This is a genomic window from Opitutales bacterium, assembly GCA_013215165.1.
Classification (GTDB): domain Bacteria; phylum Verrucomicrobiota; class Verrucomicrobiia; order Opitutales; family JABSRG01; genus JABSRG01.
The window spans coordinates 28,974-44,732 of the sequence record JABSRG010000025.1 but is presented as its reverse complement, the minus strand read 5'-3'; the positions used below and the strand labels follow the sequence as shown (position 1 = coordinate 44,732).

At 49.9% G+C, this 15,759-nt stretch carries 11 protein-coding genes; 10 read left to right on the top strand and 1 reads right to left on the bottom strand.

Going from position 1 to position 15,759, the window contains the following annotated elements:
• Window positions 1–16: 16 nt before the first annotated feature.
• The 9 genes from HRU10_07145 (at window position 17) to HRU10_07105 (ending at window position 13,584) form a co-directional block, all read left to right on the top strand.
• A complete protein-coding gene (locus HRU10_07145) occupies window positions 17–1,162 on the top strand; it encodes a hypothetical protein (protein ID NRA27007.1) in 1,146 nt (381 codons plus the stop codon).
• A gap of 153 nt (window positions 1,163–1,315) precedes the next feature.
• Window positions 1,316–2,443, top strand: a complete 1,128-nt coding sequence (locus HRU10_07140; protein ID NRA27006.1) for a hypothetical protein — start codon at window positions 1,316–1,318, stop codon at window positions 2,441–2,443.
• 36 nt (window positions 2,444–2,479) lie between these two features.
• Complete coding sequence (locus HRU10_07135; protein NRA27005.1) at window positions 2,480–2,950, top strand: hypothetical protein; 471 nt, start codon at window positions 2,480–2,482, stop codon at window positions 2,948–2,950.
• A gap of 52 nt (window positions 2,951–3,002) precedes the next feature.
• Window positions 3,003–4,607: a hypothetical protein gene (locus tag HRU10_07130; protein ID NRA27004.1), complete on the top strand. Its 1,605-nt coding sequence runs from the start codon at window positions 3,003–3,005 to the stop codon at window positions 4,605–4,607.
• Window positions 4,608–4,846: 239 nt separating this feature from the next.
• Window positions 4,847–9,637: a hypothetical protein gene (locus tag HRU10_07125; protein ID NRA27003.1), complete on the top strand. Its 4,791-nt coding sequence runs from the start codon at window positions 4,847–4,849 to the stop codon at window positions 9,635–9,637.
• A 554-nt stretch (window positions 9,638–10,191) separates the two neighbouring features.
• Entirely contained in the window at window positions 10,192–10,749 is a 558-nt protein-coding gene (locus tag HRU10_07120; protein ID NRA27002.1) for a hypothetical protein, read from the top strand.
• Window positions 10,750–10,956: 207 nt separating this feature from the next.
• Window positions 10,957–11,400 carry a hypothetical protein gene (locus tag HRU10_07115; protein NRA27001.1) on the top strand — a complete coding sequence of 148 codons (444 nt, stop codon included), beginning with the start codon at window positions 10,957–10,959 and terminating at the stop codon, window positions 11,398–11,400.
• A gap of 23 nt (window positions 11,401–11,423) precedes the next feature.
• Window positions 11,424–12,302 carry a hypothetical protein gene (locus HRU10_07110; GenBank protein ID NRA27000.1) on the top strand — a complete coding sequence of 293 codons (879 nt, stop codon included), beginning with the start codon at window positions 11,424–11,426 and terminating at the stop codon, window positions 12,300–12,302.
• 430 nt (window positions 12,303–12,732) lie between these two features.
• Window positions 12,733–13,584: a transposase gene (locus HRU10_07105; protein NRA26999.1), complete on the top strand. Its 852-nt coding sequence runs from the start codon at window positions 12,733–12,735 to the stop codon at window positions 13,582–13,584.
• Window positions 13,585–14,426: 842 nt separating this feature from the next.
• Here HRU10_07105 and rdgB read toward each other — a convergent pair.
• A complete protein-coding gene (rdgB, locus tag HRU10_07100; protein NRA26998.1) occupies window positions 14,427–15,041 on the bottom strand; it encodes an RdgB/HAM1 family non-canonical purine NTP pyrophosphatase in 615 nt (204 codons plus the stop codon).
• 87 nt (window positions 15,042–15,128) lie between these two features.
• Between rdgB and HRU10_07095 the strand changes: the two genes are divergently transcribed.
• Window positions 15,129–15,749, top strand: a complete 621-nt coding sequence (locus HRU10_07095; protein NRA26997.1) for an outer membrane lipoprotein carrier protein LolA — start codon at window positions 15,129–15,131, stop codon at window positions 15,747–15,749.
• Window positions 15,750–15,759: the final 10 nt, after the last annotated feature.

Below are 15,759 nucleotides of genomic sequence, written 5' to 3'. Positions count from 1 at the left end.
AGCATCTCGTTTTTCCATGCCTGAAAGGATGAATGATGCATGGGTGAAAGTCATGTATTATATTAGCGAGTTAATAACTACCAATGGAACTTCGACAAACGGTTTCACTGCTGAATCAACATCTGGCAATTGGATAAGATTTTTCCCAAGACTGTCCCAGGGAAACTTTTCCGGGATAACCCGAACTGGAGATTCGGGCATTATTTTTTCAGAAGGCAGCCATAACACAGGCGGCCTGACAATAGCTCCTTGGAATAATCAATATGCGGGCATTCGGATTAACAATTTAGGTCATGTCGGAGTTGCTGAATTTAACCCCCAAGCTCGGCTTCATGTGGCTCGAGATGGGCGAAGTGGTGATAACACTACAGCAAGAACAGCCAAGTTCGAGTCAGGTCTAACGAACGGTGCGCCAGACGTCCTAATCGTAGACAAAGATAACTCGTCTTCGCGCGCAGCGCTGCAAGTGAAAGGAGCCGGAGGTTCGAAAAATATTCTTTTTGCCGCTTCGAACGGAAACCTTGGAGTGGGAATGGTAAATCCAACCGCGGGGGTAGAGATTTGGAAAGATACAATCAAATTAGCATCGTCGTCGAATGGAGCTAATACTTGGTTTCCATACACGGACGGTCGTGTCTACATCACAGGAAATCGGGACCTCGGAGGAGGTGGGGACACTATACTGCGCTCGTATTCGGCATCAGGGGGTTACAGCGAGAAATTTAGAATTGAAGGCGATACCGGCAACGTCGGCATCGGCACCACCAATCCGACCCACAAACTATCCGTCAACGGCACTATCCGCGCTAAGGAAGTCATCGTCGAATCCGGCTGGTCCGACTACGTCTTCGAAGACGACTACCGTCTAGCTCCGCTCGCCGAAGTCGAAGCCCACATCACCGCCCACGGCCACCTCCCCGGTATCCCCTCCGCCACCGAGATCGAGCAAAACGGCGCCAAGCTCTCCGAACTCGTCACCCTACAAATGGCCAAAATCGAAGAGCTCACTCTTCACTTAATCGAGAAGGAAAAGCAGCTCGAAGAACAAGCCGCGGAAATCGCAGAAGTGCGCGGAAGTAATGTTCAACTATCCACTGATCTTTCAGATTTACGCAGATCAAACGCTCAAATCCTTCAGCGCCTCATAGCCCTCGAAAACTAACCGCACACCAAACCCAATATTCCGCGCCTTCCGCGGCGAAAACACTCTTCCTTCCCGGGACCGCCGAGCCCCAGCTGGGCACCCGAAATCGCCGATACTAATTTCACTCTCCATTCCTCCAAACACCTTTGCGCGAGTCATAAATTCCTACCAATGAAAAATCTTATCAGATACCTCCTCCTGTTTTGCTCAGTATGCATTGCTCAAGCGAACAACACATTCCCGAGTTTAGGAAACGTCGGCATCGGGACGACATCGCCACAGGAAAAACTGCACGTAAACGGAGCATCTTATCTAAGGGGCAATGTTAAGATTTTTGCTAATGAGGGGATAGGGAACGACGGAACGGCATATTTACAGGCTCGAGACAACTCGGGTGTGAGTGATATTGGAATGCAGTTCAGAACTCAGGAGAATGGCAATTACATCAATGTTCTTCGACTCTCGTATGATGGCAACGTCGGCATCGGCACATCAAATCCAAGCGCAAAACTCGATGTAAATGGTGACATCCACATGCTGGGAGGAGCATTACAATTCAATAGAACCTACGTTGATTCCGGAAACGTTCTGACCTTTCACACGAAAGATAACAACCGGCATGGAGACTTTTCATTCACTTCAGAACGCACAGATAACAATACTTCAAAGAATCTGTTGTTCATCGAAGGAGATTCGGGTGAGGTCGGTATTGGAACAGCCAGTCCAAGCGCAAAACTCGATGTAAATGGTAACATCCACATGCTGGGAGGAGCATTACAATTGAATAGAACCTACGTTGACTCCGGTAACGTTCTAACCTTTCACACGAAAGATAACAACCGACATGGAGACTTTTCATTCACTTCGGAACGCACAGATAACAATACTTCAAAAAATCTGTTATTTATCGAAGGAGATTCGGGTGAGGTCGGCATCGGCACAACCAACCCGACCGAGAAACTAGCGGTCAACGGCACCATCCGCGCCAAGGAAGTCATCGTCGAGTCCGGCTGGTCCGACTACGTTTTCAAAGACGAGTACCGCCTCGCCCCCCTCGCCGAAGTCGAAGCCCACATCACCGCCCGCGGCCACCTCCCCGGTATCCCCTCCGCCACCGAGATCGAGCAAAACGGCGCCAAACTCTCCGAACTCGTCACCCTACAAATGGCCAAAATCGAAGAGCTCACCCTCCACCTAATCGAAAAGGAAAAGCAGCTCGAAGCCGAACGCCTCAGAAACAAGGAACAAGCCGCAGACCTCATGGATATTTTTGTACGACTCAAAGCCCTAGAAAATTGATCTGCCGACTCTAGATAATTTCAAAACTCAAGACCTATGACACACAAAATTAAATTTATAGCGCTTATCGCCCTCAGCGTTTCGAGTATCGTGCACGCCGCAGATACGGTCACCATCGCCAATTCGACCTACGGACCTAATAATTCAGGAACCGCAGACACTGTGGAGGCGGGTGGATCTAATGGCCAGTTGGGCACAAAGAAAACTGACGGTGTCCAAAATTACAATGTTCGGGCCAATTCAGGCTCAAGAGTTGTATTCTCCGCACGGCAACGTGTAGTGCTCCGGCCTGGATTCCGCGCTTACACGGGCTCACAATTCTTAGCGATGGTAGACTCTGATTGGGATGGCTATTCAGATCAGCAGGAGGCGAGTGGGTTTTACGGCAGCCTCTCCCAAGCAAAAGCCCAGCTGATGGAGCTCGAATTCTCGAACAGTTCTACGCAATGGCGCAGTACAAGTTGGAATACCTTCACCCATTCGGGCCTGCTGCTCATTGCACACTAAAGTTTATATTATCATCCAGCGCTTGTTGTAATCTCCCCCCTATTTTCCGATCATGAAAAGGCTCCTACGCTCATTTGCTATTTTCCTTATTGCCGTCAATTCGCAGGCGTCTGAACACCTCCAACATCCCGATTCCTATCAATTAACGATTCGGCCGTTCGTTACGGGGAAATCTGGAAGCAATCAAGACATCGACATCTATTTTGGAGGAAATGACGGCTCGCCCAACTTTACGTATACTGGAAGCGCGGGCGCCAATGAGGAGCTTGATGTCATTATATCGCCACACGCTCATCCGGGTGACGTCTTTAGGCGTGTAATGCCTTTTCCCTACAGCAGTGACAAAGCGCCGTCTCTCTTAGGACCTGCGTGGAGGGCAGAATATTTTTCACTCACCGTCGTATCGACGGGCGTTACCGAGGTGACTTTTCAGTTTACTTCCAGTAAACACGTCGAAGTTCAGAGAGTGTCCACAGGAGTGGTCAGTGATCAGCACACGGTTGCGGTAAGCAACGGCACCACTCAAATCGACTTCTTCCTGCGCCCGATAATTTCCAATCCAATACCGGCGGGAAAGATCTACAATGACATTTCTACGAGCCAGTATTTAAAGATCAGTTTGGGCATTTTGCCAAATGGTAAAAGCGCCGGTTTTCTTGCTGTAGGAACACATTCCCATCGTGTGGGTGACGAGGAGAATTTTGTAGATTTTGAATCCTTTGGGCAGGCAAATGCGCCAATTCGTTTCTATCCCTATGAAAATATTCAGAATGCGACATCTTCAAATACGTTCACTCGTTCAATTCCTCAGGGCACAGTTACAGCATCCGTAGTAAATATGAGTAGTACTTGGGGGAACCCAAACGGTGAGAATTACCAGAAAATGGGCCTTAAATTCGTATTCGACTTGGGTAGTAATGAAGTTGTCTACGAGTTCATAACCGACTATTACAAAATCGGTGTTCCTGGAAACGATCCTAATATTCACCCTGGCATTTACGACAATGACGGAAAGAACTACGTCGGCGAAGATGAGTATGTATTCGATATCTACCGCACGGAGACTACACGCGGCGCCTCAAACACAATGCGTATGCACGTGTTTAAGCAAGCGATTGGATCGATCGCCGCCGCGGGACCGGAAGTATATGAACTCTATCACATCGACGAAACGAATCACTTTTATGAGTTTAGGGACAACAGTGCTGGAGATCCTAACGAGGGTATAGTCATCATCAAAGAAAAGGGCAGTTACCCAGCCAACCGCGTTCGCTACTTTGACTGGGATGGAGCCGTGTGGGGTGCCCCGGCATCTTCTACAACCACCGCGCAAACCTCTGTCAAAGTCACTGACCTCCCGGACAACCTCTATGACTATTATGGTGTCACACGGACCACGATTGACGGCGAAATTAAATACGACGTTTACGACGATGTAAAATCTCGCGACAGGCTCGAAAATGGTAAAATAAACCCCCTTCCCACCAGCAACCCTATCCTCAGCACCAATCTCAATGGTTCCTGGGAAAGATATAAATATCAGAAAAGTCTCAGTAGTCCTTACTTTGGCGAACTCAAAGAGTCCTACCACCCATTTTTAGATGAGCAGGGGCCAGCTCCGGTTGGGATAATACGTTCAGCTCAGCAGGCCTATTAAAAAAGACTTACAGCTATACAAATAACTGGAATGGCCGTGGTAACGCCGCGAATACCATCCTGACTTATCACGACAGCAAACTGGTAGGTAAGGTTGATTACGACTACGCTCCAATAAACGTCGGCGGCCAACTCATCTGGGAAACGAAGACCAAAGATTATCCCTCAGAGGGCGGCACACCGGTCACATCCTACTCAGCGTTTTTCCGTCCTGACACACCCAGCCATGATCTACGAGGATTGCCCGCCTACTCGATTACGCCTGATGGCCGGAAGGAGGTCACCTGGTATCATAAAGGGAGTTATAATGCATCGACAGGCGTTTTTACCAAGGGCAGTGGCAGCCACTTCCGCGTCCTCACATTGAACGGTTTTGAAAACAATGTCTCGGGAAGTTCGCTTAAAACGGCGTGGGACAGCACCACGATTCCAGCCATATACATGCATCCCAGTAAATCGACTATCGAAGAAACGATTCGCGATGCCCGAGGCTTTACCGTCCAGACAGCCACCTATCTCTATGAAAACGGCAAAGGCGCCACGATCGACCGCTCCAAGATGGAATACGACGGCGCGGGCAACCTCACCAAGCGCACGACACTCAGTGGCCTAGAATACACAGCCACCTACAAAGGCGGACGCAAGACATCCGAGACCTCTGAGGCTGGGGTCACTATGGATTACGAATACGACGCCTTTGGCCGCGTCCACAAAGAAATCGAAGACTTTGCCCCATACAAAGATGCCGAGGACAACACCATGGTTTTCCCGACCACACGTGTATTCGAATACGATGCGGAAAACCGAGTCACCGAGGTGAAGACAATCAAAGACGGCGACCCAGCCTCAGCAGGAGGCATCACCCTCTCGCAGGCTTACGACGAAGCCAGCCGCCGCACTTCATACACAGATGCATATGGACGCACCATCACTACCACATACGAAGACGGCGGAGACAAAGTTACGACAACATTCCCCGATGGCACAACCCTCATAGAGGAGAGCTATATGGACGGTCGTCCAAAAGTAACACGAGGCACTGCTACGACTGGTAAGTATCACAAATACCGCTATAAAGAAAGGGATGGCTCTACTGACGATTATGTCTTGAGGGAATCAGTCTATCCACACGTCACGACAGACAGCGCCGCAACCTCCGCAGTTTGGTGGAGTGTTACTGATCATGATTTCATGGGGCGCCCTTTCTTTGGCGCAGGCACTTTCTCCGGTACAGGCGAAGCTCATTGGTGGAAAACTTACGATACTCAGGGCCGCGTTATAATTGAAGAGCGCGAGGGCCAACCCGACACCCTTTACAGCTACAACCAATACGCTGAGCTCTTGAAAATCACACGTGATGTCGATGGTGATGGAGCGTCCAAAACCGACTCCATGGACGAAGTATCCTACCAGGCCACCAACTATAAAAAAATCGGCAACGACTGGTATATCGAATCCAAAAAAGGCATCTACCCGAAGGACAATAATTCCACACTCCTCATTTACTCCACCACCCGCGAGCAGCTCACCGGACTCTCCACATCGCGCGCTGCCTACACCGAGACCGAGGATGTAAACGGCAACAAGCAGACCGTTAAGGTCTCCATAGACCGAGCCAATGGACTTGTCACCGAAGAATATACCAACGACCTCCAAACTCAAAAAGCCTACTCCTATAGCCAATACGGGCGTCCCATTGAAAGTACCTCTTTTTCTGGAGTGCAGGTGCTAAAATATTACGACAATCTCGGCCGCCTTAAGAAATCCAGCGACCGGACCGGAGACACTACCCTCCGTTATGCCTCCAACTCCCTCAAACTCGAGGAGACACGTTTCCCCCATCACCCAGACGCTCGCGAAACGTATACCTACGATGAAAATATGCGCATAACCAAGCGCTTCACCTATACTACAGCGAGTAACTGGGTAGCATCCCGCTACGCATATAACAACCGTGGGCAACTCACTAAAGTCTGGGGCCATGTCCCCTATCCGGTCTATCGCGAATACGATTCCCGAGGGCTTTTATCGACCCAAACGACCTATCGAGACACATCGACAAACTTCACGCACTACAATTGGCCCTCCGAAATCGATGCCTCCGCTGGCGACACCACGACCTTTTATTACCACCCCGAAGATGGCACACTGGAGAAGGTCAAAGACGCCGCCGGCAAAGAGCGCAAATACGAATATAATAAAAGCGGCCAGCTTACCAAACGCACCTTCCCTCAAAGTAACCGAGAGACTACTTACGAGTATTTCGACTCAGGCAGCGACCGTTCGGCACGTCTCAAGAAGGTAGACTATGCAGATGGCTCGATGACAGATCTCGAGTATACCTATCACCGCTTCGGCGGCATCAAGACGGTCAAAGACGCTTCCGGTACCAGCACCCATACCTACCGCACCGGATCCGACTACCAGCCCGATTATGTGACGTTTCCGAACAGTCTCTACGGCGCTAACCACAACCGTCTCGATTTCACCTACTACGGCGATGGCCGACTGAGCGGGATCCGTGTCGGCAACGGCAGTACCTGGAAACATAGCAACGACTACGGCTACGATTCCGTTACTGGACGCCTCGACACCCTCACATCACCCAACGGCAACTACACCTTTGGATACCTTTCCAATAGCGACCTCATCAATGTCGTCGACCGCGCTTCCGCCAACGGACTCCACTACTACAAAGACGTAGATTACTATTCCAATCGCAACATCCCCGAACGCGTCGAGACCACCCTCGTCCGCGGACAGGTCCCGCTTGCCCTCGTCGAAGGCTACACCTACGAGCACGATATACGCAACCGGCGCACCGCAGAGACGCGCGATGGCTTCGCCTCATGGTATGCCTACGATGGCCCCGTAAAGGTTTCCTACGGCTATAACAACCGCAACGAACTTACCTGGGCACAGGGCAACTGGGAGCCCGAAGGTGCTAACACTAAACTTCCCGACCACACCTTCGGCTACCAATACGACGCAGTCGGCTCACGTATATCCACAAGTAAAGGCAACACCTCGGGCGACGATCAGACCTACGACAGCAACGAGCTCAACCAGTACACCTCACGCGCCAATAGCACTGAACATTGGTTCGCTGGAACGGCAAAAGGAGGCACAGTTAAGATCAATAACCAAAACCCTGATGTCACCGCCGGGTCCTACTTTGCCTGGGACTATACCTCCAACGCGAGCTCTGCTAAACGCCTCACAGCCAACATGACTCTGACCGGCGGCGGAAACAGCGTCTCGGTCTCACAGTCGCGCGAAGTCCCGGCAACGAACGAAATCTTCAGTCACGATCAAAACGGCAATTTGACTGGAGACTCGATGTGGACCTACGCCTATGACGGCGAGAACCGCATCAAACAGATGACCCATACAAGCGGGATGACCTACCCGCACAAACGCCTGTCTTTCAAATACGACTACATGGGCCGACGCTTTGAGAAAAAGGTCGAGACCAAAGCCAACAGCGGTGCTGGCTGGGTCACTCAAGAAACACGCCGCCACCTCTTTTCCGGCTCCCTCATCCTCGCCGAGACGGTCAACGGCAGCCTCAAAAAAGCGATGACCTGGGGACCTGACCTCTCCGGCTCCATCGGCGTTGCTGGCGGCATATCCGGCCTCTACGAAATCGAGGACTTCACCGCACAACACAGCGGCAATTACATCGTCACCTCCGACGCCTCTGGCAATGTGACCTCGCTCATCAACGCCGAGACCAACGAACCTGCGGCTATGTATGCCTACGGCCCTTTCGGCGAACGCGTCCGTGCCATCGGTCCCTATGCTCAGGCCAACACCTTTCGCTTCGCCAGCAAACCGTTCGACCCCGAGACCGGCCTGTCCAACTTCGGCTTCCGGCATTACCATGCCGACATCGGCCGCTGGACTGCGCAAGACCCCCTCTACGAACAAGGCCGCATCGCCATGCTCTCCAAGCTCGCCTCCGCCAGCCAAAGCGCCATCCGCTGGACCTCTATGGCGCACCCGGGCATGGGCGGCCTCAAGGCCGCATCCGAGGCTCAGGACGCCATGCTGTCCAACACCAGCCTCTCCCACAAAGGCGAGCAAGTTTCCTTCGGCGAGTTTAAGAATACGACCCTCGTCCAAACCTTCCGCGGCGCCGGCAAGGGCTACTCGGCCACCTCCGCCTCCTGGGGGACCAGCTCCGTAAAGATGGGGAATGCGCCTACATCTTCTCCTATAGCCACTTCTGGAGGCCACATTGGCTGGCGTGAGGCAAATCTATATGGATACGTCGTGAATAATCCATTTGGAGGCTACGATGCACATGGTTTGGAGACGGATGAAAAGGAGAAACCAAAGACGGAACGGAATTACAAGCATGACGGGCTCACCACGGTATATAAGTTGGACGGGACTACATTTGCTTCCTCACCTAGTAGAGGCTCTGGCTCTCGAAATTCGCCAAGCGCAACTTCTCCGTCCGCCGAAAACTCATCGCAAATAAGTGAGTCGGCTAGCCCAGGTAATCCTTCGACCCAAAAGAAGGAGGATATGAATGTCTATGCATTCTATGACCCCGAAGGCTACCCTGGTTACGGTCACGTTGGTCTTGGCGTGGACCTCGAAGATGGTCGAATGTTGAGAGTAGATTATGCTCAGGATATACGGGGGCCTGACAAATATTTTGATAATATTGAAGATGCTTCACAGGGGCATGTGGTTATAAAGCTTCAAAACCATAAGCTCGACGACGGATGGGCTACGGATAAGGTATTGGAGTTCTTTAACTCACCAACTAAAGAACAAATTGGCGGTTTTGGTCGCGTAAACTTGTCTGGAATCGGTATGGGGAATCATAGTTTGGCATATTGTTCAACGATTGCTGCGAGGTGCCTTGATCGCGCTGGGTATCAAACAGGATTTGATTTTGGCATTCGTGGTGGAACCGTCCGCGGATTACTCTCGCCATATATGGGAATAACTCATGGAGGAGGGACTAAATATTGGCCTAGGAATGGAGCGGAGATTATAGTTCCAGAAACAAAGTGATGAGAAATAGCATAAGATACTTCATTATTTTTTGCCTGTGTACTGCTTTTCTAGCTCTAACATATAATACTGTAGCTTATAAGCTGAGGGAGACCCAATTGTGGATGAACTACAATAGGTCTAAATTAGAGATAGATGGAATTTACTACGGGCTTTTGAATTACTCCAAGGGAGAAGGGAAGTTACCTGACTCCTTGGAACAAGTTGTAGTGAAGGGTTATCTTCCCGAGTATTCCCCCTACTATAGTTGCTCGATGGTTAACGGTACTGATTACGTCGAACAGCTTTCGGTTCATTATTCAGAAACTGATTATTTGATTATATTTTCAGAAAATCGCGTTAGCATCTCGATCCCTGATTCGTTGCTAATAGAAGTCGGAAATGATGATCCAGATATGTTAAAAATCATTACTGCGGAGGATATTAACTGACGGCACATATCGCGCCAGCTGCTTCGCATCTGATCACGCTATCTGCTGTCTGCGCTGCGTCACACTCGGCACGGTGGCCTCGTTATAGGGAAAAAAAGGGACGAAAATATATTTATAGACATTTTGTATCCCAAGCCGACGGATCATCAGCCGATGGATTTGGCGGTGCTGGAGGAAGCGTTGAAGACGAATTCTGACGAGGGAAAGCGTATTCGTGCGGTGCTCCAGGCGCGGATGGGGGATGTGTCGGAATTTATGAAAACGCTGAAGCAGCGTTTTTCGATTTGGTTTAATCGCAGCCGCGGGCGTTATGGTCCCGTGTGGTGCGATCGGTTCAAAAGCACTGTTGTCGAAGATGATCCGGCGGTGCTGCGGACAGTGGCTGCCTATATCGACTTGAATCCGGTGCGAGCGAAGCTGGTGGATGATCCGAAGGATTATAGTTTCTGTGGCTATGCTGAGGCCCTGGCCGGACAGGGGCAATTGCGAGCAGCTCTGTGTGCGATGACCCTGCATGATGATTTATCCAAGGCATTGGCACTGTATCGCACTGTCATCTTTGCCAAAGGTGTCGGGCCGAAACGCAATGGTGAGGGAAGGCAAAATGGGGTCGGGAAGGCAAAATGGGGAAGGCAAAACGGGGTCAGTCTAAGAAAACTTAAATCTTGTAAAAAAACCTAACCAACTGAGCCAACCGCCAACAACCCGATCCACGCCCTCGAGCCAATTTACGTCCCCGGCCTGGCGAGCACAGTCGTCGCCAGCTAGGCTTTCAGCGCTATCTGTCACCGCCTCTGCTCTCATCCTTCCCGGGGTGCTCCGCTCTGGCAGTTGCCTCCGCGGAGACCTCCCTCCGGTCCAGGTATTAATCTAGCACTCGCACGGCGCATGAAGCCAGCAAGCTGGGCGCCTACTGCGGCAGGTCGACCGGCACGCTGTCCTTCGGTGTTAGGTTCTCCAAACCCATTGAAGTATCAAACTGGAGTTAATAAAGGTTCAAAAACTGTCTCTGAAATCCACATCCACCCTAATGTTAACATGATAACAATTTGTCAGCATTACGAAAAAAGTGATGCGGGTGGAAGCAAAATCTTCGAGACGCCAGTCTCTGCCCAAGATATAGTAAATTCGGAAGATGGAATCCGTATGCATGTTATTATCCCAAATGGTGATATTCATTGGTATGAAAGGCCGTCTGGTGCATATTCAGGGGCTAAGGTCGGGGAGGCGCTATTTTTACAGGGCCAAGACATTGGAGGTGTGCACCTCTACAGAGATAACCAAACTGCTTGGTTGTTGAACAACGGTAGTTTCGGAAAACTATCTAATTAGCAAAACGGAAGAATTTACGAACAATGAAACTTTGGGAAGTGTTTTTTAAACAAAGTCTTACCTCTTATTATTTGATGGTCGTCGGCCTCTCAGTTTTTGGGGAGGTAGAAGAGCATGACATTACAGAGTCTTTTGTGTATGGGAGATCTCTCGAGAAAGATTCATATGGTGTTTCGCTTTATGCTCCGCCAATTCCGGAAAGTTCTGATGCTGTTATCAGTTTTTCTGGTGATGGTTTTTTTTCGGATTTAGACGATTTCATTATTTGGAATAAAGGTGGTGTTTCTGGTATCATCACGGTTAAGTCAAGTCGCGTTAAAGACTCTCGACTCTATCGGAATGGATCTTTTGTCCCTTTATCGCACATCCATAATATCTATGAAACTTTTATTGTTGATTCCGCTTTTGTGGATGAATTGATTTCTTTTATTGAGGATGATAGGTGGAATGGCCTCAATGGAAAACTTCTATCGGATCGATCCTTTCGCGACGGATATAGTTGGATGATCGACTCTACTTTTCCTGGTGGCGAATTTGTCGTAGGATTCGAAAATATTAGAAATTCGGAATTTGAAGCCGAGTTTTTTGCGATTATCGCAAGGCAAGTTTTTGATAAAAACCTTAATAGGCGCCTCATGAAAAACCTAGCAAGATATATGAACAAGAACAAGGCGTTCTATGTTCACTATATCGGTAACAAGAAAGTTATGTTCTTTGGATCTTTATTAGAGGATGACTTGAGCGAGATTCAAAGCCTGATAGCCGATGCATTATCAGCATCTTTAATAATCGATCTTTCTAATGTGTTACATCTAGAAGATTCAGTAAGGACCTGGTTAGGTTCCTATGAAGGTAAATACAGTTCATGGATAACGACAGAGGAATTGGAAATATTCAAGTAGGCTATTTAAATACACGATTAAATAAATACACTGACTATTTCAATACACAATGAGGGTGCAAAACGGGGCCAGCAGTGGTCTTTCATTAGCTGTTACCACTTTTTTTGACATCGTGATTTTGCTCAAATTGACATCGTAGGGTTTTGGGCGGTTTTGCCGGATTGAGGTCGTACTTTGTGCTCATTTTTGTCGTAGGCTTACGATGAAAAAGGCCCGAGGGGTTTTATCCATCGGGCCTTTCTTTTTTATAGAAGGGTCAGTTGCTGAGAAAGGAAAACGGCACATTTGTGATCTTTTCTGAAATATGCGAACACGACGAATTTATGGGGCGTCTAAGAGTGCGGTGTATCACTGCATGACGCGGACGGTGAATGGGGAGTTTTTCTTTGGGGATCGGGAGAAGGAAATGATGCGGAAGATGTTGTAGCAGGTGGCTGGGTTTTCTGGAGTGGAGGTGTTGGCTTATGTGGTGATGTCGAATCATGTGCATGTGTTGGTGCGGGTGTGTGGTGCGGCGAAGGAGGTATCGGATGTGGAGTTGGTGCGGCGGTATGCGCTGTTGTATCCGAAGCCGACGGATCATCAACCGATGGATTTGGCGGTGCTGGAGGGGGCGTTGAAGACAAATTCTGACGAGGAAAACCATATACGTGCGGTGCTCCAGGCACGCATGGTCGATATGTCAGAATTTATGAAAACACTGAAGCAGCGTTTTTCGATTTGGTTTAATCGTAGCCGCGGGCGTTATGGTCCTGTGTGGTGCGATCGATTTAAAAGCACTGTTGTCGAAGACGATCCGGCGGTGCTGCGGACGGTGGCCGCCTATATCGACTTGAATCCGGAGCGAGCGAAGTTGGTGGATGATCCAAAGGATTATCGTTTCTGCGGCTATGCTGAGGCGCTGGCCGGACAGGGGCAGTTGCGAGCAGCTCTGTGTGCGATGACCCTTCACGATGATTTATCCAAGGCATTGGCACTGTATCGCACTGTGATCTTTGCCAAAGGTGTCGGGCCGAAACGCAATGGTGAGGGTGCTGGGATAAGCGATGAGGCTTTTCGTGAGGTAATGGATGCTGAGGGAGCGTTACCTCTGCCCGTGTTGTTGCGTCAACCCATTCGCTATTTTACTCAGGGTGCTGTGATCGGGTCGTCCCATTTTGTAGAAAAGCATATCCAAGACTGGATGGAACGTATTGGTGATCGTAGGAAGCGGCTTCCCAAGTCTATTGAGGGCGCAGCGATGTGCGGGTTAACGAGTTTTAGAGGTTTGCGAAAACAGTAGAGTGATCATGGCACGTTCTTTGTGCTTCACGAAAGGCATTGGAGACGCAGAGAGAAGAGCCGAGCTGGAGCTCAGCGTTCCCAGGAGTGGGTGCTGTTTCGAGATTTCAATCCAGATTACGCAATAGATGAGGCAGAATCTTCTGCACTACAAAGTCATACAGAAGCCTTCGACGCACCATTCGGCTGTGCATTCATGCATTTTTAATACCTTTCGCATCAACGTCTGGCGCCTCCTCGCTCGCTCCTATTGCATAATCCAGGATTAAGGAAGCGGCGCGAAGGGAGACCGATCAATATCGCAACTGCAGTACCAAACATAACGGCCTCGGTAGTCTCATCTCTGAAAACCCTCATAATAATTAGCGTTTATTCGCGTTCATTCGCGGATAAAAACCCAAACCATCGAACTGATCTAGGTTGTGGACCGACGACGACAACGAACACGACAACGATTTAAAAAACAAATTCGCATCCATTCTGCGTTTTCCGCGTCCGAGCCCCAGTGTTCGCCATCCCGGGAACGCCGAGCCCCAGCTCGGCATTAATTGCCCGAAATAATCCGCAACAGATCTCACCCCCAGGAAACCCATAGCACAGATCGGCACAACGGATTATAAAAATTAGCGTGGATTCGCGTCCATTAGCGGATCGAAAATAAAAACCATCGAATTGATTTAGGTTTTAGACCGACGACGACAACGAACACGACAACGATTTAAAAAACAATTCCGCGCTCATTTCGCGGCCGAGCCCCAGCTCGGTATCAACCGCACCAAAATGACCCGGGACAGATCTTATCGCTAGGAAATGCAGGGTGTCTAAAAGGAAGCCTTACAAAACCTAAGCTTGGCCTTCTTGGCCGGTCACCACTCTCAAAAGCATACGCACTGCGTGCGCGCGGTGGCTCAGGTTGCTCTTAGTTTCTTCTCCTAATTCGGCGAAAGTCTCATCAAAACCATCTGGAATGAAAATGGGGTCATAACCAAAGCCCTGTGTTCCTCTTGCTGCTTCGGCGATGTGCCCAGGCACCTCACCCTGTGCTTCGAAACAAAGCCCATCTTGCCCCAGCATGCACAAGTGACACACGAACGCTGCAGCCCGATCCGCTACCCCAATCCCGTCCAGGACATTTAACAACTTCGTCATATTCTCGGCATCGCTGGCCCCTAGACCGGCATAACGGGCGGTGTGGACACCTGGGGCGCCTTGGATGACGTCGACACATAAGCCACTGTCGTCAGCCAGCACCCAGACATCCTTAGCGACAATCTTCGATCGGAGCGCCTCGGCTTTCAAACGGGCATTTCCCGCAAAATCGGGTGCGCTCTCATCCACTTCGGGCATCCCACCCCACTGGGACGCTGTGACGACATCCCAGTTTCGTCCAGCCTGCTTCACGATCCCAGCAATTTCCTCCGCTTTGTGTAGATTTCCCGTAGCCACTGCAATTTTCACCTGATTGAACCTACTTTGGCTCGTAGAACACTCCAGTTCATTTTCGCTAGACTCAGCTCTTAGCACTTCTCATCGTGTCGATTTTTTATGCCCGTGAAGTCTGGATTCCATATCATCGCCCTTTCACTCCTAATCGGCCTGTTGCCTATCTCGGCAGCCGATCAGGGCGACTGGAACCTGCTGATTAGTAAGCTTCCGAAAAGCACAACCATACAAGCAGCATTCAATGAAGTCCGAACCAGTCCTCTGCGCAAACGCCCGTCGGTGCTGAGCGGAACACTCCGCTACTCAGTGGATCACGGCCTCAGCCTTCACTACAAAGAGCCTTTAGAGCGCATCATTTTCATTCAGGGAGATTCAATCGAACTACGTGATGATGAGGGTGGGCGAAGAACGTTGCCCGACGATGAACGCTACGCATGGATTCCGGATTTGATCGGAGCGATTTTCAGTTTTGATTTAGATCGCTGGAAAGACAGCTTCGAACTACGATCCTTTACAGAACAAGAAGGCATTTGGGAGGCCTACCTAGAACCTAAGAATGATTCGAGTCGCGATCAGATCCGCTCGCTCACCATCAAGGGCGACACGACTTACATCAGTGAAATGCTGCTCAAAATGAAGGGAGGGCGCGACGTTGAGATACGCGTCGTCGATGCTAAAACAGACATCGTTTTTGATGAGCAAGTCCTGGGCTTATACTTCTGAGGATTGAAGG